The organism is Candidatus Cloacimonadota bacterium, from assembly GCA_019429305.1.
Classification (GTDB): Bacteria; Cloacimonadota; Cloacimonadia; order Cloacimonadales; family JAJBBL01; genus JAHYIR01.
Genome location: JAHYIR010000008.1, coordinates 12,047 through 33,291 on the forward strand (window position 1 = coordinate 12,047; position 21,245 = coordinate 33,291).

The window sequence follows — 21,245 nt, forward strand, 5'->3', positions numbered from 1 at the left end:
AGCATAAAGATAATCATGAATAGCAATAAACTATCGGTCACTATCATAACAAAGAATGAGGAATTTAACATAGCAAAATGTTTAAATTCAGTTTCTTGGGCTGATGAGATTGTAGTAGTAGATTCGGGATCAACAGATAATACTCTGAATATTTGTCAGGATTTTAAATGTAAGATCATTCAAAGTGATTGGCTTGGATTTGGGAAAACAAAGCAATTAGCAGTCGATTCTGCTTCCAATGATTGGATTCTTTCTGTTGATGCGGATGAGGAATTAACGCCAGCTCTGCAAAAAGAGATTCAGAGTTTATCTGTGTGCAGTTATAATAATATAGCTTACAGAATCAGACGTAATTCGTTCTACTTGGGGAAGTTGATCAGATATTGCGGATGGCAATTTGATGCTCCATTACGCCTTTTTAATAGGGAAATGAGTAGATTCAACGATAAACCTGTTCATGAATCGGTTGTTACAAAACAACCTGTTGCAATATTAAAGAACAGTATGAATCACTATACCTACCCGACGATAGAGTCTCATTTCAAGAAAATGGAATTTTACGGAGAAATAGCTGCTCAACAAATGCTGACCAAAGGGAAAGGATCTAACTTATTGTATGCCTATCTTCGTGCTTTAGTTAAGTTTATTAAAATGTACTTTTTGCAGTTCGGTCTCTTGGATGGTGTTATAGGTTTTAAACTCTGCAAGAATTCTGCTTATGGTGTTTGGTATAAGTATAAACGCTTAAGAGATTTGAGAAGATGAAAATATTACATGTGGATACTGAAAAAAGCTGGCGTGGTGGTCAACAGCAAGCTGTATATCTTTATGAGGCTATGATAAAAAAGGGTATAGATTCTGGGTTTGTTTGTCCGAAAAAAACCAAAACTTATCAGTACTTAAGAGAAAAAAATCTTCCGGTTTATCCTCTTTCTTTTTTAGGTGAGTGGGATTTCATTCATGGTATCTCATTAGCTAAATTGGCTAAGAAAAACCAATATAGAATATTGCATCTCCATTCTGGTCATGCTCTCTCTTGGGGATTATGGGCTAAATTATTCCTTCCATCTTTGAAGTTAATAGCAGTCAGAAGAGTTGACTTCTCAATTAACAAAAACCCTTTCTCCCGGATTAAATACAATAACTCATTGTTAGATATGATTGTGGCAATATCAAACAATATTCAGCAGGTATTAAAAACTGATGGTATCCCAGAAGAAAAAATCTCAATAATTCATAGCGGTATAGATCTAAAAAAATATCATAATGTGGAAGTACCTTTTGATTTTAGAAGAAAATGGCATATTCCAGAAGATGCTATTATCATTGGTACTATTGCTGCTTTTGTCGGACATAAAGATTATCCGACATTAATACAGGCAGCATCAATAGTTGTTAAACAATGTCCTGAAGCATACTTTATAGCTGTTGGCAGTGGTGAGTTATATAAGCATATAAGAACCCTTGCAGAACAATCAGGTTTAGCGAAAAACTTTGTATTTACCGGCTTTCAAAAAGAGGTGGGAGTTTTTCTGAAATCCTTTGATATATTTGTTATCTCATCTAAGTTGGAAGGTTTAGGAACATCAGTTTTAGATGCTCAAGCAGCAGGTATACCAGTAATAGGCACGAGGGCAGGTGGTATTCCTGAGATGATTGAGAACGAAATAAATGGTTTGCTTGTCTATCCTCAATGCCCTGAAAGAATGGCTGAAGCAATAATCAGACTTGTTAGTGATAAAGATCTAAGAGAAAAGTTGTCAAAAAAATCGCTGGAAACTGTTCAAAAGTTTAGTATCGAAAACACTGTAGAAAAAAATATCGCTTTATACAAGGAGTTATCTATTGAGAGAGATTAAAAGAATTTTGATAGCTCAGACAGCTTTTATTGGTGATGTAATACTAGTTACTCCATTAATTCGCGAAACAAAAAAACAATTTCCTGCTGCTAAACTGGATGTTCTTGTAATACCCGCAACTAAAGCAATTTTAGCTAATAATCCGCACCTATCCGAAGTATTGGTCTTTGATAAAAAGGGAAGCAAAATTAGATCTTTCTTTTCAGTTCTGAGAAAAATAAAAGAGAGAGATTATGACCTCGCACTGATACCTCATAGTTCATTTACTACAGCTCTTATTGCTAAATTAGCAGGGATAAAAGAAAGAATAGGATTTAGCAAAAAATTACGCTCTCTGTTAATGACAAAAACTGTGACTCCGGAAACAAATATATACCGTATTGATAAAAATCTATCTCTGTTACAACCAATGGGAGTTCTGAAAGGAGATCGCCAAACTGAATTGTTCCCTTCGAAAGAAGATAAGAAGATAGCTGATGATTTAATACAAAGTGTTTATAAACCACTGGTAGCTGTAGCACCAGGTTCCGTTTGGAAAACTAAATGTTGGCCTAAAGAGTATTATATAGAGTTAATCTCATTAATAAAAGATAGAGCAAATTTTGTCTTTATAGGTTCTCAAGAAGAGAATGCTTTATGTGATACAATATTAAAGAACTCAGGGTGTGTAGGTATTAATATTGCCGGTAAAACAACTATTTTGCAATCTGCTGCTGTGATAGATAAATGCAAATTTATCCTCTGTAATGATAGTGGTGCTCTTCATGTTTCCAATGCTGTGCAAACTCGGGTTGTTGGCTTTTTCGGCCCTACAGTCAAAAAATTTGGATTTTTCCCCTTTAGAGAAGGCGATCTTGTTTTTGAAACCAATCAGGATTGTCGACCCTGTAGTCATCATGGTCCTATAAAATGCCCCTTAAAGCATCACAACTGTATGAGATTGATTAAACCTCAAGAAGTTTTTGAGAAAATTAATAAGTTTTTATCTTGATTCATATCTCGATATTGAGTAGCTCTAAAAGCACTTAACTAAATAGAATATTTATACACAAAAAACTAATCAGAGCCAAAAGAAAAAATTGTTTGCCAATAATAGCGAGACCATTTTTATGTCTCGGTTATCAGGAGGTTTGATATGGACAAAAATGAAGTAGTAAATGAACAGATTAACTTCGAAAATCTCTTAAAGAACGGATATGCTGTAATCGATACCCGTTTTATGCAATATGAAGTATGTCCGAATTCTGCTAGTAAGTACGTAATAATAAAGGTCTCTAATCGAGATACCTTCTATCAGGAAATGATGAAACAATATTTTGGCATTGATATTAAAGAAAAAGATATCTATGCTCTCTGGCAGAATATACTTGATCACAAATTAAAAATGAGTTCTGTTCTGGGTCGTGATGTCTCAATTAAAGTTGCTGCTCTTGATTATTTCAATATATACGGTATCTAATTTAATAATTTAATGGAGTCTAGTTCGAAAATGATTGAAAAAACGCTTATGATCATAAAACCAGATGCTATTAAAAAAAGAAAAATTGGGGCAATCCTTGATATCATCGAATCTAATGGTTTTGATATAATCGAATTGAAGATGTTTCATATGAATAAGAACATGGCTGAACAACTCTATGCTGTACATCAAGGAAAGTCATATTATAATAAACTTATCGATTTCATGATTACCAGTAATGTAGTCGCTGTTATCTTACAGAGAGAAAACGCAATTTCTAAACTGAGATCAATTGTTGGTAATACTGACCCAGCAGAAGCTGCAATGGGAACTATTCGTCATATCTATGGAAATACAGTGTCCTATAATGCTGTTCATGCTGCCGACTCTCCAAAAAATGCTGAAGAAGAAATCACTATAGTCTTTCCTGAGCTTAAGCAAAGCTGATTTTTTGGATTAATTTATTCTACTACTTTTTTTGAGTCAATTCACGTAGCTAGATATTGTTATAGAATTATTAAGTTAAAGAGGAATATATGAAGATTTTGACAATCAACTGTGGTAGTTCATCTATCAAATTTAGTTTTATCGATACAGAAAAAGAAATTGTTCTTGCAGAAGGAATCGTTGAAAAGATAGGAGAAGATATTGGTCTTTTTACTTATATCAGTGAAAAATACACTAAGAAAAAGAGAGAAATAATTGTAGATGACCATGAGAAAGGAATTCAATTAATACTTGATGCTTTATTAGATAAAATTCACGGTGTGATAGAGAATGAGTATGAAATTGATGGTGTTGGACACAGACTGGTTCATGGTGGTGAGTTTTTCTCTGACTCTGTTATCATTGACCAACGAGTAGTAGAAGTATTAATTCAATGCTCAGATTTTGCTCCACTACATAATCCCGCCAACATCAAGGGTGTTGAAGCTATAACACATCAATTACCGAGCTTACCACAGTGTGGTGTCTTTGATACCGCTTTTCATCAAACAATGCCTTCTTATGCGTATTTATATCCGCTACCAATGGAATTTTATACAGAACATCAAATACGAAGATATGGGTTTCATGGCACATCGCATAAATATGTCTCTTTGAAGGCAGCAGAGTTTATGAAAAAAGATATTTCCGAACTAAAAATAATAACTTGCCATATCGGTAATGGAGCTTCAATTACAGCAATTGATAAGGGTAAATCTGTTGATACTTCTATGGGATTTACACCTTTAGAAGGTTTGATGATGGGAACTCGTTGTGGTGATATTGATCCTGCTATCCCTATCCTTTTGATACGCCAATTCAACTATTCGGTAGATGAAGTTAATTCCATTATTCATAAAAAAAGTGGTATGTTAGGTCTCTCACAAATCAGCAATGATATGAGAGAGATTGAAGAGGAAATTCTTGAGAAGAAGAATCCTAAAGCAATTCAAGCTTTTGAGGTTTATGCATATAGAATTAAGAAGTATATTGGCGCTTATGCTGCTGTGATGGATGGACTTGATATTCTTGTCTTTACCGGTGGTGTGGGTGAAAATATGCCTATTCTTAGAGAAGAGGTCTGCAAGAATATGAATTACTTGGGTTTGAAGCTGAATTTAAAAGAGAACAATCAGTTTACTAAAGATTTCTTAGTCTTAAATGAACCTGATTCTCATGTTGCTGTTTATAAAATACCTACTAATGAAGAACTTATGATTGCTTTAGAAACAAAAAGACTTCTATCAGAGAGGAAATAAGAAAAGATTTAATAGGATAAACTAAAGGTTACCGGCTTTCTCCATTGATTCTCTTGGCATTCTTCTCTTCATACATTTTCTGATCGGCGATCTTTAAGAGAGTATCTATTTTATCTCCATCGTCGGGATAAATACTAAATCCTAAACTGAATTCAATAGTTATTTCTTGATTGTTTATATTAAATGGTTCAGTAATTCCTTTCTTAAGTCTTTGAATTATCAAATTCAATTCATCAGATGACTGTATGCTATTAATGGCTAACATAAACTCATCACCACCAAAACGAGCTATAACATCCATTGGTCTGATCAGACTCTTTAATCTCTGAGCTACATCCTTTAGTACTTTATCACCAACTTGGTGTCCTAATGAATCGTTAACAACTTTAAAACTATCCAGATCTAAGAAGAGTATGCCTATTTTCTGTGAAATTCTCTGAGTAGCCGCCATCATTTTCTCAGTGAAATCATAAAATAATACTCTGTTTGGCAAACGGGTGAGATTATCATACAGAGCCATTTTCTCAAGATTCATCAACTGCTGCTTATGATCTGTTATATCAGTATGAATGCCGATCAATCTGATTGCTTTCCCTTCTTTATCCCAAAGTGCGTGCCCGCGATATAGAAACCAACGATAGGTACCTTCCTTACATTGCAACCGTACATCGGATTTGAATTCTGGCTCAATTTTGTTTAGATAATCACTGATCGATTTACGAAACCTCTCTTTATCAGCTGGATGTATCAAAGCAAAGAAGAAAACTAGTTCATCATCTATTTCCTCATCTTCATATCCAAGAAGTTCCTTCCATTGACTCGAAATGTGAATCTTATCCTCTTCTAAGTCCCAATCCCAGATACCACCAACGATGTAATCAAGAATAACTTGCCATCTTTCTTCCTGTTCACTTAACTCTTTACTCTGTATAGTTACTTTGTTCTTCAAAATATCTCGTTCATAACGGAGTTGATCTTCTGCCTGCTTAAGTCTTAACAAGGCTCTAATCTGAGCAATTAACTCAGAATCATCGAATGGCTTATTGAGAAAGGCATCTGCTCCCATTTCCAGAAACTTTATTTTCAAATCCCTATGGTCACTTAACCCAGTTATTACGACTATCGGTATATTTGCTAAGTTATCTTGATTCTTAATAATCCGACATACTTCACAACCACTCATATCCGGCAATTTAATGTCTAAAATAATCAAGTCCGGTATCTCTTTTCCAATTAACTCTAATCCTTGTTTTCCTGTGAAGGCTTCTATTACTTCAATACCAGGTTCGTAAGCAGTGATAAGTTGGTTGATCATTCCGGTAACACTAGCTTCATCATCGATCACAACAATCTTCAAATCCTTAAACATCAAGACCTCTTTTTGTCCTTTTCATTACTTTTCTTTAAGTATTGCAACTATATTTAATGACACAATTATATAACAATTTTGTCAAGATTTCTTTTTGCATCTCAGCTTAGATATCTTCAAAGTAGAACAAAAATTAGCAGAAAATCACAAAATTATTTAGAGACTATTAAGAGCCAAAGAAATCCTTCAATGCTTTTATTGATCTTGCTGCTAAGAGCTCTTTCTTCTTCTGTTTACCCTTAATAATCTCTTGCATGGGTGGTAATAAACCATAGTTAGCATTTATAGGAACGAAAGGTTGATTTTCTTCATTGGTCAATCTTCTCCAAAGCTGACCGATGATTGTTTCTTCAGGTAAAGAAAAAAACTTCTTGCCTACAATAAGAGATACAAGTAGACCTGAAGCAATAGATTCTACATATCCTTCCACTCCTGATAACTGTCCTGCAACATAAATACTACGTTTCTGCTTTAGAGTTAAATCATCAGCCAGTAAGTGAGGTGAATTGAGATAAGTATTGCGATGTATGGAACCAAATCTATAGAATTCAGCATTTTCTAACCCCGGAATAAGCCGAAAGACATTTTTCTGACTGGCTTGAGTCATCATGGTCTGGCAACCGACAAGATTATAAGCTGTCCTATCTTTGTTTTCTATTCTTAATTGCAGTACAGCATAAGGTCTCTTACCAGAAGCAGGATCCTCCAAACCAACAGGCCTCATAACTCCGTATCGGAGAGTATCTTCTCCTCGTCGGGCAAGTTCTTCTATTGGCATACAATTCTCGTAAAACTTTAAATCCTTACTCTGCCTTAAATCGTTAAAATACTCTCGCTCAAATTCTTTACCGATATACTTTTCGCTAACTATTAATGCTTCTACAAATCTTTGATACTCTTCTTTAGAGAATGGACAATTAAGATAATCAGCTGATCCCTTATCATATCTCGCTTTATAATAGACTTTATCAAGATCAATACTCTCAGTTGATATGATAGGAGCTATCGCATCGAAAAAGAACAGATCTTCTGATCCAACAATTTGCAGTAGACTTTGAATAAACCAATCCGAACTCAACGGTCCGGTAGCAATTATAGTCAGATCATCATCTAAAGTTGTTACCTCTTGATAAATAACTTTTATATTGGGGTTATTATTTATTCTATCAGTTACTTCAGAAGCAAAAGCATTTCTATCAACAGCTAGAGCATTACCGGCTGGTAGTTTGTTATTCTCAGCAATTTTTAACAATTCACAGTCGAGTAGTCTTAATTCTTCTTTTAATAATCCGGATGCAGTACTAAGTAGTTCTGATTTTAAGGAATTACTACAAACCAGTTCAGCCAGAAATGGTGTTTGATGAGCTGACGTCATTTTATTAGGTCTCATCTCGTATAAATCTACCAGCCAATCTAATTTTGCTAATTGTAAGGCAGCTTCACAGCCTGCTAATCCACCACCGATGATCTTTATACTCTTTTGTTCAGACATTTGAAAATGTATTGACTGTATTACCTATAAGGTAATGGATCTTTCACGTTTGCTTCGTGAAATGCTTTTAATCTTAGCTGGCAACTAGCACAGATACCACAGGATAGTTCATTATCCTGATAACAACTCCAGCTATATTGAAAAGGTACGTTTAATTTACAACCTTTAAGAACAATTTCTTTCTTGGTCAGATGTAAGAGTGGTGCTTCTATAATAATTGGTGTTTTCTTTTTAGTCCCTAAGTGAACAGCTTCGTTAAAAGCCGTAAGGAAAACTTCCCGGCAATCGGGATATCCTGAACTATCCTCTTCAACTGCTCCTATATAAACTCTATCTGCTTCTATCGAATCTGCCCAAGATACTGCAATAGCTAATAAATGAGCATTTCGAAAAGGTACATAGGTATTGGGTATTTGACCAGATCTTATCTGGTTATCTAAGATCATTGTCCTGTCTATCAAGCTCGAATTTCCAATCTGTTTTAAATACTCAATATTACATATCATATAATCAACAGGATTATAATGGTCTCTTATCTTGTGAAAAGACTCTAATTCTCTCTTTTCAGTTCTTTGCCCGTAACTTACGTGCAGAAAATAAGTTTCAGAACACTCCTTAACAGCAACTGCTGCTGTTACCAAGCTATCCATACCACCACTGACCAATACGATTCCTTTATTTTTCATACCAATGCCATGTTTTATTTTTTTACTGCCAAGTTCCCACCAACTTAACTCCTTCTCTAAGAGACAAAGGATTAACATATATGGTTTTCTGGTTTTTATAAATAACATAACCTGCTGGACTTCCATGCGGTTTAGTCACATAACGTATTTGAGTATAATCAACCGGTACGTTCTCTGAATTCTTTGCTTTGCTATAATAAGCAGCTAAACGAGAGCACAAGTTAATCAATTCGGGGGTAATATCCAGCTTGCTATAATTTCTTAAAATTATATGAGCACCATGAAATATTCGTGAGTGAAACCACCAGTCATCAGGTCGTGCCATTCTACAAGTCAGTTCATCATTTTCTTTATTAGTTCTTCCAATAAAAACTTCCCAATCTTTATTAATCTTTAGTTTTCTATATTTATCACTCTTTCTGATTTTTTTTGATTTCATAGTAGAAGTTTTTTGATTGAGAGTTTGCTCTTTATAATCTTTGATATCAATAGTTCTATTTTCAATATCAAAAATCTCTTTATCGATTTTTTCTATCACTTCTTCGGTTTTATTTATTTGCTGTTTAATTGCCTCTTTCCCTTTGATCCCTTTACGATACTTCTTAAAAAGGAGTTTCATATTGTCTATCGGTGTAAGTTCTTGTTGTAACGGGATAATGATCTTGCTTTTATCTTCTGAGTAATAATCAATTACCTTAACACTTTCCATTCCTTTGCGAACATGATGCAAACTCACCTTAAGTAATTCTGCCATTCTTTTATAGTTCTCGAATTCTTTGCTCTCCTCATATTCTCCGATGAGTTTTACTAATTTCTTCTCTTTCTTAGTCTTCTCTTTGTTTAACAGTTTGATTCTATCACTTATGATTCTGTTCTGTTTTGGGGGGAGAATATACTCATAAAAAAAGGTCTCAAAAAGTGAATTAATATCGTCAAATTTCCTGCTGATAATATTATCAGCAAAATCTTCTTTTTTTGATATCAGTGATTCAATTTGCAGTGGATATTTCACGGCAGATAGATATTTTGTATTCTGTTGTTTTGATTCTATTACTTGCCGAGTTGGAAGAAGATAAACCGAACCGGGTAAAATTTGCCGGGAAGTCTTATCAGCCAATGTAAAATATTTCCAGCAATCGATTACAACTTCTTTTTCAGCGCTCTTTTTTGTCAGGATCATATTTGTCTTATGGGGTATAAATTCGCAGTAAAGTCTATATATTTGAATTTGGTTATAAATATCGGTTTTTTGTGTTTCAAAGTAAATAATACGCTCTGATTCTATTATTCCTATGCTACAGATAAGAGAATGATTGAGGTGTTGATTAAGAACATCGACCTTTGAGTCCTTTTTTGAAGGCAACATTTTTATTGTAGTAAAAAAGAGAAAAGGATTTGAACTATCGAGTACTATCTGGAGTTGTTCTAATTCACCTTTAAAACCGATGAATATATTCTCCTGATATCTCTTTACATCTGATATAATAAGTCTATTGTTAGTTTTTTGGTTATGGTCAACCCATTCCCTAAGATACCTGTAATCCATTAGTTATATCTGTTCTAAGTAGATTAATGCCTGTTTACCCCAATCACTATCACGACCATACTTTTCTATTACTGTATTCAGAACACCACGAGCATTTTCATATCGTCCCTGACGAATATATGCTTCTGCCAGTTTAAGCTCTGAAATGGCATTCCATTGCACAAACTCAGGATAGAAATATCCGACCTTTAGATATTCTGTGGCAGCATTATCAAACTGATTCATGCTGAAATAACTCTCCCCTATCCAGTATTGTGCCTCTGCTTTCATCTCCCTATCAGATATAAGCGGTAATGCACTTTCAAAGGTTCTGATAGCATCCAGATACTTTCTATCCCTGAACTGACAATAGGCAATATTAAAGAGAGTTTCTCCTGCCTCTTCTCCATCTCCCCAACGCTCAAGAATTATCTCATATGCTTCGATCGCTTGTTGCCAATCCTCTATTGTTTTACAAACTATAGCATAGTTCTTTGCGGCATCGTAAGCCAAATTACCGGTCATATCGGTTTGAATTACAATATGATAATGCTCCAATGCCTGTTGAAATTGTTGCTCGGAGAAATTAATCGTTCCAAGTTTGAGATGTGCCTGACTTAATAACTCTTTATCTGTAGTTCGTAAAACATTTTGAAAATCAGCTTTTGCTTCATTGGTTTTTTTGTTTTCTAAATGGTTCACACCTCTCCAGAAGTATGCCCGCATTCGCAAATTTTCAGGGAGATTATGATTACGAATTATATCACTAAATCCTCTCTCAGCTCTACTTCGATTAACAGTCATTTGATATATTGATTCATTTAACTCTATTTCCGCTAATACAGTATTATCTGTTCGCAAGATGTTTTGAAAACGTTGTTTGATATTATCTGCTCTTGGTCGGTTTTGTACTCTATAGTTAGAGATAACAGACTCTTTACTGATTTGAACAAGATCTAGATACTGATATTGCTCAATATTAATATTATCCCCAAGTTCATTGATAACAGGATCATAATAGTTGATGGCTTCGCGCCAATTTTCACGAGTAAAGTAAATATGAGCAAGTCCTGATTGAGCTCTTAAGCGATCTTCTTTATTTATCTGATTTTTTAGAATCTCTGTATAGGTTAACTCTGCCATGAATAAATCGCCTGTCTGATAATGTAACTCGGCGAGGTTTAAGAGAACCGGGGTATCTTTGTCGGTAATATGCATTAAAGATTCTTTTGAACGAATTCTGTCACCAATCTGCAGATAATCATGAGACAATTGAACAAAGTAATCTCTATCTCTTTCTGATTCAGGGTACATAAGCATATAGGTAACTACTGTTTCATATGCATCTAAAGTTCTATAATGATCTGTTATTATATCAATAGAACTGCTTTTACTGGCAAATATTGAACTATTTTTAACTAAAAATTCCAATTTGTTTAAGCCATGTGTTGTTTCTCCTGTATTAATTAAGGAAACTGCATAGCGGTACATTTCCTCTGCTCTGTTAATAGTTATACCACTGTCTATCTTATTGAAGTAATTTATTACCTGTTCATATTCTTCATTATCAAAAAAATAATTACCCATCATGATCAATGCTTGTTCATATTGAACTAGAGGTAATTCTCGATCCTTAACTACTCGACTTAAATATTGATCTGCTTCCGCATAATTTGCATCTCTAAGATAATATTGACCTATCAAGAAGCGGAAACGATTGGTTGCAGATGCTTCTGGATAGTCACTAACAAAACTTTCTGCTTTTGTTAGATTTTCAGCAATTAAAGTGTAATTATTGATGATATAATCCCTATCTATCTCCAATTCTTTGACATACATAGGATGAAGTTGCCTATTAATACTGCTTATCTCATTGTTCAGCTGATCAAAATAATTTCTTCTATCACTTGTTCTCTTTTCAAGGTCAGCTCTGTGAAGTAACTTAACATTAGCTCTACCCCGCAAATACGTTGCTTTAGCAGTTTGATCTTGTTCAAGGAGAACTAATACTCCCTCAGCATCCTTCATATCAACCAGCATAGTAGTTATCAATCTATCACGTAAGTTGTCCTTATCATTGGTATCAATATATTGATAGAGGGAACTTATCAGTTTAGAGGTTATCGTCTCATAATCAACTTTCTTGAATTGACTTAGTATCTCAAGTCGTCTAATTATTTCATTTTTTGTCATTTCATTATCGATATAATCTAAGTTTATCTGTTGTAGTGTGTTATACGCTAAAGAATAGTCGCCTAATAATTCATAACAGAGCGCAGCTTTATACAATGCTGTCCAATGATACTTACTGACAAAGCTAACACTGGTGCTAATTTGATTATAATAATTTATTGCCGTCTGATACATCTGCATCTGTTCGAAATAGATATCTCCAATTCTCATCAGAACTTCATCCTTCTCCACTAAAGAAGGATAGTTAGTAATCAACTGATGATAACTATTGATGGCATCTAATAATCTCCCCTGTTGTTCTTTCAATCTGGCATTCCAATAAACAACAGCATAAACATGATTGTCTTCCTGAACATCAAATAAATATTCATTAATAATCGTATCAGTGGCATCAAATTTATTGAGATAGTAGAAAGCTCCTGCAACTTTGATCAAATAGTCATAGTACAAAGGTGTATCTATTATATCAAGAATATCGGTTTTTTCATAAGAATCAACAATAGGTTGATATCTCATCAGTTTTGTATTAGCATAAGAAAAATAAAAAAGATACTCGGCTAACTGCGGAGAACGATCATACTTGTTGATAAGTAATGATAATGGGATAACTGCTCTAATATAATCATTGCTCGTTAAATAGAGTGTAGCAAGTTGATATTGTATCTTCTCTTCGAACAAACGGGGAATAACATAGTTCATTTGCTCATTATAATGATCTATCGCTGCTTGGATTCCCCTCTCTTTTTGTATGATATCTCCCTTAATTATAACTGACTGCCAACGAGCATCTGATTGAGGGTAATCACGAATAATCATATCAAGAGTATTATAGGCATCATTGATAGTATCTGATCTCACATAAGAAAGTGCCATGAAATACATTATATCCGGCACAAGGGAATTATTAGGAAACTCTCTTATAAATCTTTGCCCCTGGCTTATTACAGATTGATGAGCAGATATATTATGGTAGCTATTCATCAAATAATAGTATGAATTGGCTTTATTTGTCGAATTTGGATAAGCTTCGATGAATCCATTAAACAGCTCTATTGCCAAAGAATATTTTTCCTGTTTATATGTACTAAATGCCCAATAATATAAGGCATTCTCTCTGAAAGGACTGACTTGATAAGCTTCATAGAATCGCCGATAATGGTTCTCAGCTTCTAAGAATTTATCCTGCATCCGATAAATTTCTCCTAAAAGATAGAGAGATTCTTCTGATTCAGGGGATTGTGGGGCAACATTTGTTATCCTTTCGAAAACAAGTAGGGCTTCTTGATAGAAACCGTCTCTATACATCCTTTTACCAAATTCAAAACTCTCTTGTTGACTGGCTGTCAATCCTATTGTTATTAACAATAATATCAAAGTTGTTATTCTCTTTATCATATGTCCCTCTAGTTTTTATATATTACTGATTTATATGTGTTTATCATGACTTGCTTTGGGCGCTAATACTACTTCTAATTTGATTCTATCCGGATCCTCAAAATAGACGGCATAATTATCTTCTCCACCGGCATAAGGATGTCTTTCTTCATAGAGAATTGGAATCCCTTTTCTTCTTAACTCTTTAGTAAATCTATCTATGTCAGTTTTATCGTCAGCAAAAAAAGCTATATGATTAAGACCGGTATGACATCTATGATAGGGATATTTTTGGTATCTGTGCTCAGTTTGTACTAATACTATATAAGTCATGCCTTTAATCCAGCTTTTACCCCTCTCCCATTCTTGATGAACCTTATAACCCCAAAACGCTAGAAACCAATCCCAAAAAAGAGTTGATCTCTTTAGATCACTAACATAGACCTCTATATGAGATATCGTACCATGCAAAGAACTCGGCAAATCAGTATTCCATCAATCCGGTTAGTTCCGATTCGTCAAACCAGATTGCAGTACCGTGGATTCTATCCATCTCTGTTTCAAGTAGTTCTTTATGGTCTTTCTCTTCCTTGACTAATTTTAGGAAGAAACTTCGTAATTCATCGTCTTGACATCCTGCTGCCATATCCTCATATTGATCAGCCATGGCTAATTCCCGATCCATAGCAAATTCCAAAATATTTTTAGGATCTGATAAGTTCCTTCTTATATCTATCTTTGGAGGCATATTAGTATCAAAAGCAGTTTCGGAGATATTAAACTCCTTTTTCAATGCTTCGATCAGTTTTTCTTCATGTATCTTTTCCAATGACTCAAGAAGATGAAAGGTTTTTACAATCTCTTCATTTTTAAAGCTTCTAGCTAATATCTTATAGAGATTCTTTGATTTAATCTCGTTTTCTATTGCAAAGATATATGCTTCTTTTCGATTCATTTATCATCTCCTTAGTTTTTATCATCCTGATCATGTATAACGATCAGGAAATTACTTATATTACTCATTTCTCTCTTATATGAGAATTTTTCATCACTTCCAACCTGATAAGGGCTGATTACTGCAATCCTCAAATCCGGATTTAATCTATTTAACTTCGTTACTACACCCAACCTGTATCTGCTATGGAAATCTCCATTAAAATGGATTACTTTAGTGTCAGGTACATTGTTCATAAATTCGATTATACTTTCAGCCATCGTATCATCCTTGAGTGATTGAGCTGCGTAGAGATTAATTAGTCTCTGCTCTAATGTATTAGGATCAATTAAATCTAAATGGGGTGTATCAAGTATTGTTTCATAAAATTTATCTTTGTAGTCATCTTCAAGAATGACTAATTCTCTAGCCAGATATACCTTTTCATCTTCCGGTATCATATCTAAAGAATCTGTACCAAACCTGCTGATTGCTGCTGCATACATTCTCGGCACATTAGAAGCGATGACATAAATTTGATTTTCTTGGGCAAAGTCAACGATCGGTTTATAGTCAGACTTATAATTTGGCCAAGCTCTGGCATTTGATAAAAATTCCTCTTCATCAATATTACCTTCTAAAAAATAATCCAATAATTCTTGATCATCCCGTTCAAACATCTCCATAGAAATAGCAATATTTTCAGCATAACGCAAATAATATGGTAATAACTCTGCTTGTAGTTGGTGAATCATTGCGTTACCGTGATATTCTCCAAACATTACAATATCATAATTAGATAATTGCTCTGCCATCCTACTTAGAGATATTTTCCGTCCGGTTGTGGTATCATATATTGTGTAGTCTTCACTTTGCTTCGAGCAAGAAACAATATTGAAGATAACAAGTAATATCATTAATAATCCCAAGATCAGTCTTTTTTTTATCATATTTACCTCACTTCAAAGTTTAGTAACAAAATCTCGGTAAAGTTTTTCAGTCAATAAAAACCTTGCTATCAGAACTGTTTGGGAAAAAATGACGCAAAAATCAAAAAGGAGTATCAAATGGCTTTTAATCTTAGAAATCGAAACTTACTTACCTTGCTCGATTTTACACCTCAAGAAGTTAATTTCTTATTGGAGCTTTCCGCAGATCTGAAAAAAGCAAAGTATAATGGTACAGAAAAACAACTACTTAAGGGTAAAAATATCGCTCTGATCTTTGAGAAGGACTCAACCAGAACCAGATGTGCTTTCGAAGTTGCTGCTTATGATCAGGGAGCTCATGTGACTTATCTCGGACCAAGTGGAAGTCAGATCGGTAATAAAGAGACGATGAAGGATACGGCTCGTGTATTAGGAAGATTATATGATGCGATAGAGTATCGTGGTTTCGGTCAAGAAAAGGTACAGGAATTAGCAGATTATTCCGGTGTACCTGTTTGGAACGGCTTGACTAATGAATACCATCCAACACAAGTCTTAGCGGATTTCTTGACTATAAAAGAACATATCAAGAAATCTCTAAACGAAGTCGTTTTAGTATATGTTGGTGATGGTAGAAACAACATGGCAAACTCTTTAATGATAGGTTCAGCTAAACTCGGTGTCGATTTCCGTCTTTTAGCACCAAAATCTGTTCAACCGGATAAGAACTTAGTTAGAAAATGTCAAACTATAGCAAAAGAAACAGGAGCAAAGATAACAATTACCGATAAGATCAATGAAGGTCTGAAGGGAGCAGATGCGATCTATACTGATGTTTGGGTCTCTATGGGAGAAGCCGACAGTGTTTGGGAAAAGAGAATTGCTCTATTAAAACCATATCAAGTTAACAAAGCTATGATGAAGAAAACCGGCAAAAAAGAGACCATATTCCTGCATTGCTTACCTTCCTTCCATAACAGAGACACAAAGGTCGGAGAGCAGATCTTCAAGAAATTTGGTATCCCTGAGATGGAAGTAACAGACGAAGTCTTTGAAAGCTCACAATCTGTTGTTTTTGATCAGGCAGAAAACCGTATGCATACTATAAAAGCTGTTATGGTAGCTACTTTAGCTTAAATAGATCATGAAGAGCAACTTTTGATCAGATAATTAAGGGTTGCTCTTTTCTTATCCACTAATGAAAAAACCAATCATCGGATTTATTCTAATCGCTCTCTTAACTGCAACCCAGATGTCTGCTCGTGTATTTTACATCAACGATAATAAAGCTTATACTAATATTGCTTTGGGAATAGCACTCGATCTGGCTAATAGCTATTATAACAGTAAAAATGTCAATAGTTTGACAGAGGATCAGATTATAAAATCTGGCTCTTCAGATGTACCCTTTTTCGATAGATGGGCGATAAATAATGATAACCAACAATTAACCGATGGAAGTTCTTACCTGACCTTAATCTCCTTAGGTTCTACAATCTTATACAATGCGTGGGATGATCCATATACTTGGGATAATTTGCTTGTCTTGAGTGAGATCCTTGTAGTACAAAATGCTCTTAACGGATGGAGTAAGAGTTTGACTCTCCGGAAAAGACCTTACGTTTATGATGAAGATACCGTCTTAGAAACCAAATTAGATAAAGATGCCAGATTCTCCTTCTATTCCAACCATACCTCTTTCGCCTTTGCCCTTGCTGTTTATAGCCATTATTATCAACATCATACCCTGAAAAACCCTTATGTTGTTACCGGTTCCTACGCACTCGCTACAATAGTCGGAGCAAGCAGAGTAGCTGCAGGTCAACATTTCCCTTCTGATGTAATCGTCGGTATGGTCGCCGGCAGTGTAAGCAGCTATCTGATCTGCAGATCACACCGAGTGAGCAGAAGAACTGACATTTATCTGGGAGTAAATTACTTGCAATTCACGATCAATTTCTGATTTGTTCGCTACTGCTTTTAGAAAACTTCTCTTTTATCTTTCTCATACCATAAGGGAGCACACGAGTCGGCTAGGACCGACTCGTGTGCTCCCTTATGGTAAAACTCAGTTAAAAAATACTAAATCAAAATGAGTTAAATTAGATTTAAGTGAACAAAGTTAAAAACTAAGAACTCAACCCACAGTTAAAAGACTATTCTAACTTGAAGTTAATTTCTAATAAATCTTACCTGGAATGAGTAAGCAGGCAGCTGCCTAGTAGTTGGTACACGCCATTGCATCATGATAGCTACTGCCTGAGCTATAAAACTGTCAGTAAAGAAGCTGCCAGGTCTGGGATCTATATTAACCCCCTCGACTTGTCCATTAGGTCGAAAGTAGAGAGTAACTTGGATAGATCCATAGATGTTACGAACTTGTGACTCTTTGGCGAAGAGTTCATGAAGCTGCCGAATATTCGGTTCAACATATTGTCGGATATTTATGGCATCTTCTCTTAATCCTATTGGAGTAGTATCAATTGCTTGTTCATCAACTGTTTGTATCCCCTCTGATAATGCTCTTCTTCTGGCTCTGGCTAAAGCATTGAGCTGCTCTGTGGTAGTTATTTGAGTAAATTCAATATCACCAGTTTGTCCACCTAAGATACTTGGATCGATATCTCTCATTGATATACGATCCCTTACTGCATCAATATCACCCCTGAATATATCACCCGGGGTGACTGAGCTCTGATGAACATCGCCAACACTAAAACTCTCCCCTGCTCTACCCCCGCTTACCGGTCCATCTGTTCCCGGACCTGTACCGGGACCACCACCAGTTCCTGTTGCTACTATTTGCTCACTGTAGGTAATGCTGGCTGTACCTTTCGGTATTTGCGCAATTGGTCCGGATACATCACCCGGATCAAACCCAAGAATATCCCTTGCTCCACCGGGTACACCTACTATATCGACTTCACCCTCTTCAACAGGTATATCTTCAGGCATAATCCGCTCTTCAAATACTAGTGTCTCTTCAGGAATAATGGGTTCAATTTCAACTCGGTGGGATAATGTTCTAACATAAACCGGAGGAGTATAGAATTTTTCAAAGAGATAAGCACCAATTAAAGTTAATAAAATTACAAGAATGATAGAATTTCTACTTATCTTTTGCTGACCTGTTAAAGGTGGACGACGATGATACGTCTGGATCATTCTTCTATCTTCTTCAGTCAGGACCTTTGGATGTGCTTTTACATATTCATAGGCTATACTCCAATCACGAGCACAGGTTACATATCCGGTTGTCTCTTTATCAAGAAAAAGCTCATTTCGCTTCAGTAAATTTTTAGACCGCAAAGCTTCTTCAGTCAAGATCTGATTCCCTTTCTTTACCGTCAACTGCATCCCTTTTAAAAGAAATAACTTGAATCCGTCCTTTGCTTTCTTGATCAAAAGATGCTTTTTGGGAAATGTTTTGTCCAAGATCTGCCATTGGATGTACTTATCGCTACCAATTACAAATTTATCTTTTATATCCCTAATTTCTTTAGCAGTATCTAAATTCTTTCCTTTGTAATAAAACCTTAAGCTGAGTATCGTATCTTGTGTCATCAAGCCTCCCTTTTATTACAATCCATAAAGAAATTGCGGATCATCAACTTTGATAGTCGAAAAATAGATATTGGAAAAGCCAGCTGTAGCACCTAAAGCAACTATATCGGTAATATATCGACAGTAGATACCTGAGTCAGCTTGAAGAAGCAAGAGTGGTGACAAATCGGGATTTTGAATGACTATCAAATCTGCTTGTTCTCTCATATAATAGAGTAGCTGGCTTCTGACTTCTTGATTCGTCATAAAATCTTCCGGTGTTCCGACCAATATGTTATCTGTTCCGACAAGAATTTGATCAGGAAAGACTTTGAGGATAACCGACATACCGCTTCGTTCCAGTTCTTCCGTAATGAATGTTGCCGGCAAATTCATTTTCTCCGGAATAGTCACCCTTTGAGCATCAATCGAGACATTTTTTATCAGGAAAACAAGCAGAATCGTAAGAATATCGACCAGAGAAGTTATATTTAAACTTTTAACTTTTTCTATGCGGTTTCTTGCTTTTCTCGGTCCTTCATTGTATGCTCGGTTAACTTTATTTGAGATTCTTTTCATTATATTCTCCCAATTCTATATTGTGCCTACTCTGATGCGCTCATATTTTACTTCCGGAAACCCTCGTAATTTACAAATGTCGATGGCACGGATCAGTGTCCCATAATAAACATCAGGATATGGTGCTATCCGAATTTCATTAATGTCCATGTTTCTATTTTTGATATCCTCAATAAATAGATCCAAAGCACGATAATCATGTCTTAGCTCTCCATCTTCGAAAATACCTGCTGGGATCACAATCGGTTCTACATTCCCTTCCTCGAATAACTCAAATCGATCAACATAAAGAACAAGTTTAATCTCCTTTACCTTATCTCCGGTTCCTGAAACTCCTGACCCCTCACCAGTACCGCTCATGCCACTTGCTGTTAGATTAAGTGATAATAATGCCATATGTACTGTCACTGTTATCATCAACAGCATTGGAATTATGGTTATAAAGAGATTCATTATCGGTATGAGATTAATCTCCTGAAGATGAGAACTCTTTTGAATTCTTCTTTTTGATGCTCCGAAAGCCATTTTTTATCCCTTGATTGTGTTACTGATTTGATTGATCATTTTCACACTATACTCATCTATATCATTAATGATCTTTTCAGCTCTAGATGATAAGAATCCTTTGATGAACATAGTTGGTATAGCGACGCTTAAGCCCATAGCTGTAGTTCCCATTGCTTGTTGAATACCTTGAGTAAGAACTCTTTGCTGATCAACTGGAGCAGCAACAGCTAATCCCTTAAATGCTACCATTAAACCCCAAATTGTTCCCAACAAACCTAACAAAGTAGCAACCTGAGCAATAATATCGAACCAGAAAAGTCCACCATCAATTTTATGTATTGTTTGTAAGCCTGCTTCATCAAAAGCGTTTTGCAGTGTATTTTTTAAATCCATGCCCTTGACACCAGTCTTGCGTGAATCATTGAAAACTGACAATCCGCTCCAGAAGATAAAGCCCAAAGTTGAGTTTTTAAAATGCTGGCTAACATTTATTGCTTCATCAAAACTTTCGTTTTTGATATATCCTTTTAATTTCAAGTAGAAGGCCTTGGCATCTAACTTCTCTCTGACGGCTAATTGGACGAATCTTATAATTCCAAGAACTATTGCACATAAGAAAAGAAAAGCTATAAGATGGGAAAACCACCCACCATTCTTATAGATTTCAGCTACACTTATTCCAACATCATTCGTCTGAGCGAAAAGTGAAACCCCAATCAGGGTGATGCTCAAAGTCATTATGGTTTTTTTCATATAAAACTCCTTCTTTCTTTGATCTTTTTAATAAAGCTGTTTATTAGATTCAACTATCAGTAGTCTAAGATAATTGAGGGTAAAATCAATCTCTTCTGTTCTTGTGCGAGGCTGAATTGATGCTTCAGGCACCCTGATTATTACTTCAGTATCAATAATATCATCATCAATAATTATATCAACAACCTCTGTTTCTTGGGTTGACGGTTGTCCTGAGGTCTGCCCCATTATAAAAGGGATAAATAACAATGATAGGACAATTATCATTGCAAAATTCTTGGTTAACTTTATCATCATC

At 35.2% G+C, this 21,245-nt stretch carries 19 protein-coding genes and 1 pseudogene; 7 read left to right on the forward strand and 13 right to left on the reverse strand.

Annotated elements, in window-relative coordinates:
• The first annotated feature begins 15 nt into the window (after positions 1-15).
• The 5 genes and pseudogenes from K0B81_05030 to K0B81_05050 all read left to right on the forward strand — a co-directional run bounded on the left by K0B81_05030 (position 16) and on the right by K0B81_05050 (position 5,063).
• Positions 16-1,859, forward strand: a pseudogene (locus tag K0B81_05030) (glycosyltransferase).
• Complete coding sequence (gene waaF, locus K0B81_05035) at positions 1,846-2,850, forward strand: lipopolysaccharide heptosyltransferase II (protein MBW6515968.1); 1,005 nt, start codon at positions 1,846-1,848, stop codon at positions 2,848-2,850. Before K0B81_05030 ends, waaF begins: the two are co-directional and overlap by 14 nt.
• Positions 2,851-2,994: 144 nt before the next feature.
• Positions 2,995-3,318, forward strand: coding sequence for a hypothetical protein (locus tag K0B81_05040; protein MBW6515969.1), 324 nt, complete (start codon positions 2,995-2,997; stop codon positions 3,316-3,318).
• Positions 3,319-3,348: 30 nt separating this feature from the next.
• Positions 3,349-3,765, forward strand: a complete 417-nt coding sequence (gene ndk / locus K0B81_05045; protein ID MBW6515970.1) for a nucleoside-diphosphate kinase — start codon at positions 3,349-3,351, stop codon at positions 3,763-3,765.
• 89 nt (positions 3,766-3,854) lie between these two features.
• The gene (locus tag K0B81_05050) at positions 3,855-5,063 is read left to right on the forward strand and encodes an acetate kinase (GenBank protein MBW6515971.1); all 1,209 of its coding nucleotides are present in this window, start codon (positions 3,855-3,857) and stop codon (positions 5,061-5,063) included.
• A 28-nt stretch (positions 5,064-5,091) separates the two neighbouring features.
• Here K0B81_05050 and K0B81_05055 read toward each other — a convergent pair whose 3' ends face one another.
• The 8 genes from K0B81_05055 to K0B81_05090 form a co-directional block, all read right to left on the reverse strand.
• Positions 5,092-6,432 carry a diguanylate cyclase gene (locus tag K0B81_05055; GenBank protein ID MBW6515972.1) on the reverse strand — a complete coding sequence of 447 codons (1,341 nt, stop codon included), beginning with the start codon at positions 6,430-6,432 and terminating at the stop codon, positions 5,092-5,094.
• A gap of 166 nt (positions 6,433-6,598) precedes the next feature.
• Positions 6,599-7,924 (reverse strand): methylenetetrahydrofolate--tRNA-(uracil(54)-C(5))-methyltransferase (FADH(2)-oxidizing) TrmFO, encoded by a 1,326-nt coding sequence (trmFO, locus tag K0B81_05060; protein MBW6515973.1) that lies wholly within the window; start codon positions 7,922-7,924, stop codon positions 6,599-6,601.
• A 20-nt stretch (positions 7,925-7,944) separates the two neighbouring features.
• Positions 7,945-8,610 carry a 7-cyano-7-deazaguanine synthase QueC gene (gene queC / locus K0B81_05065; protein ID MBW6515974.1) on the reverse strand — a complete coding sequence of 222 codons (666 nt, stop codon included), beginning with the start codon at positions 8,608-8,610 and terminating at the stop codon, positions 7,945-7,947.
• Positions 8,611-8,632: 22 nt separating this feature from the next.
• Positions 8,633-10,156 carry a DUF814 domain-containing protein gene (locus K0B81_05070; GenBank protein MBW6515975.1) on the reverse strand — a complete coding sequence of 508 codons (1,524 nt, stop codon included), beginning with the start codon at positions 10,154-10,156 and terminating at the stop codon, positions 8,633-8,635.
• A 3-nt stretch (positions 10,157-10,159) separates the two neighbouring features.
• Positions 10,160-13,723 (reverse strand): tetratricopeptide repeat protein, encoded by a 3,564-nt coding sequence (locus K0B81_05075; protein MBW6515976.1) that lies wholly within the window; start codon positions 13,721-13,723, stop codon positions 10,160-10,162.
• Between the two features lie 30 nt (positions 13,724-13,753).
• The gene (locus K0B81_05080; protein MBW6515977.1) at positions 13,754-14,161 is read right to left on the reverse strand and encodes a VOC family protein; all 408 of its coding nucleotides are present in this window, start codon (positions 14,159-14,161) and stop codon (positions 13,754-13,756) included.
• A gap of 25 nt (positions 14,162-14,186) precedes the next feature.
• Positions 14,187-14,657 carry a ferritin family protein gene (locus K0B81_05085; protein ID MBW6515978.1) on the reverse strand — a complete coding sequence of 157 codons (471 nt, stop codon included), beginning with the start codon at positions 14,655-14,657 and terminating at the stop codon, positions 14,187-14,189.
• 11 nt (positions 14,658-14,668) lie between these two features.
• Positions 14,669-15,586 carry a ChaN family lipoprotein gene (locus tag K0B81_05090; protein ID MBW6515979.1) on the reverse strand — a complete coding sequence of 306 codons (918 nt, stop codon included), beginning with the start codon at positions 15,584-15,586 and terminating at the stop codon, positions 14,669-14,671.
• 117 nt (positions 15,587-15,703) lie between these two features.
• Here K0B81_05090 and argF point away from each other — a divergent pair, with 117 nt between their 5' ends.
• Together argF and K0B81_05100 are read left to right on the forward strand one after the other, a co-directional pair.
• Complete coding sequence (argF, locus tag K0B81_05095; protein ID MBW6515980.1) at positions 15,704-16,702, forward strand: ornithine carbamoyltransferase; 999 nt, start codon at positions 15,704-15,706, stop codon at positions 16,700-16,702.
• A 61-nt stretch (positions 16,703-16,763) separates the two neighbouring features.
• Positions 16,764-17,528, forward strand: coding sequence for a phosphatase PAP2 family protein (locus tag K0B81_05100; GenBank protein MBW6515981.1), 765 nt, complete (start codon positions 16,764-16,766; stop codon positions 17,526-17,528).
• 209 nt (positions 17,529-17,737) lie between these two features.
• Here K0B81_05100 and K0B81_05105 read toward each other — a convergent pair whose 3' ends face one another.
• Genes K0B81_05105 through K0B81_05125 form a run of 5 tightly spaced genes read right to left on the reverse strand, consistent with a single transcriptional unit; the run spans position 17,738 to position 21,244 of the window.
• The gene (locus tag K0B81_05105; GenBank protein MBW6515982.1) at positions 17,738-19,129 is read right to left on the reverse strand and encodes a hypothetical protein; all 1,392 of its coding nucleotides are present in this window, start codon (positions 19,127-19,129) and stop codon (positions 17,738-17,740) included.
• A 15-nt stretch (positions 19,130-19,144) separates the two neighbouring features.
• Positions 19,145-19,687 carry a biopolymer transporter ExbD gene (locus tag K0B81_05110; protein ID MBW6515983.1) on the reverse strand — a complete coding sequence of 181 codons (543 nt, stop codon included), beginning with the start codon at positions 19,685-19,687 and terminating at the stop codon, positions 19,145-19,147.
• Positions 19,688-19,702: 15 nt separating this feature from the next.
• Positions 19,703-20,212, reverse strand: coding sequence for a biopolymer transporter ExbD (locus tag K0B81_05115; GenBank protein ID MBW6515984.1), 510 nt, complete (start codon positions 20,210-20,212; stop codon positions 19,703-19,705).
• Positions 20,213-20,215: 3 nt separating this feature from the next.
• Entirely contained in the window at positions 20,216-20,947 is a 732-nt protein-coding gene (locus K0B81_05120; protein ID MBW6515985.1) for a MotA/TolQ/ExbB proton channel family protein, read from the reverse strand.
• Positions 20,948-20,974: 27 nt separating this feature from the next.
• Complete coding sequence (locus K0B81_05125; GenBank protein ID MBW6515986.1) at positions 20,975-21,244, reverse strand: hypothetical protein; 270 nt, start codon at positions 21,242-21,244, stop codon at positions 20,975-20,977.
• Position 21,245: the final 1 nt, after the last annotated feature.

What these genes read in the sequence shown, in the direction of transcription:
- K0B81_05075 (MBW6515976.1), bottom strand. Translation starts at nt 13,723, where the DNA reads ATGATAAAGAGAATAACAACTTTGATATTATTGTTAATAACAATAGGA.
- ndk (MBW6515970.1), top strand. Translation starts at nt 3,349, where the DNA reads ATGATTGAAAAAACGCTTATGATCATAAAACCAGATGCTATTAAAAAA.
- K0B81_05120 (MBW6515985.1), bottom strand. Translation starts at nt 20,947, where the DNA reads ATGAAAAAAACCATAATGACTTTGAGCATCACCCTGATTGGGGTTTCA.
- K0B81_05100 (MBW6515981.1), top strand. Translation starts at nt 16,764, where the DNA reads ATGAAAAAACCAATCATCGGATTTATTCTAATCGCTCTCTTAACTGCA.
- K0B81_05070 (MBW6515975.1), bottom strand. Translation starts at nt 10,156, where the DNA reads ATGGATTACAGGTATCTTAGGGAATGGGTTGACCATAACCAAAAAACT.
- K0B81_05050 (MBW6515971.1), top strand. Translation starts at nt 3,855, where the DNA reads ATGAAGATTTTGACAATCAACTGTGGTAGTTCATCTATCAAATTTAGT.
- K0B81_05125 (MBW6515986.1), bottom strand. Translation starts at nt 21,244, where the DNA reads ATGATGATAAAGTTAACCAAGAATTTTGCAATGATAATTGTCCTATCA.
- K0B81_05090 (MBW6515979.1), bottom strand. Translation starts at nt 15,586, where the DNA reads ATGATAAAAAAAAGACTGATCTTGGGATTATTAATGATATTACTTGTT.
- K0B81_05040 (MBW6515969.1), top strand. Translation starts at nt 2,995, where the DNA reads ATGGACAAAAATGAAGTAGTAAATGAACAGATTAACTTCGAAAATCTC.
- queC (MBW6515974.1), bottom strand. Translation starts at nt 8,610, where the DNA reads ATGAAAAATAAAGGAATCGTATTGGTCAGTGGTGGTATGGATAGCTTG.
- K0B81_05105 (MBW6515982.1), bottom strand. Translation starts at nt 19,129, where the DNA reads ATGACACAAGATACGATACTCAGCTTAAGGTTTTATTACAAAGGAAAG.
- argF (MBW6515980.1), top strand. Translation starts at nt 15,704, where the DNA reads ATGGCTTTTAATCTTAGAAATCGAAACTTACTTACCTTGCTCGATTTT.
- trmFO (MBW6515973.1), bottom strand. Translation starts at nt 7,924, where the DNA reads ATGTCTGAACAAAAGAGTATAAAGATCATCGGTGGTGGATTAGCAGGC.
- K0B81_05110 (MBW6515983.1), bottom strand. Translation starts at nt 19,687, where the DNA reads ATGAAAAGAATCTCAAATAAAGTTAACCGAGCATACAATGAAGGACCG.
- K0B81_05085 (MBW6515978.1), bottom strand. Translation starts at nt 14,657, where the DNA reads ATGAATCGAAAAGAAGCATATATCTTTGCAATAGAAAACGAGATTAAA.
- K0B81_05115 (MBW6515984.1), bottom strand. Translation starts at nt 20,212, where the DNA reads ATGGCTTTCGGAGCATCAAAAAGAAGAATTCAAAAGAGTTCTCATCTT.
- K0B81_05055 (MBW6515972.1), bottom strand. Translation starts at nt 6,432, where the DNA reads ATGTTTAAGGATTTGAAGATTGTTGTGATCGATGATGAAGCTAGTGTT.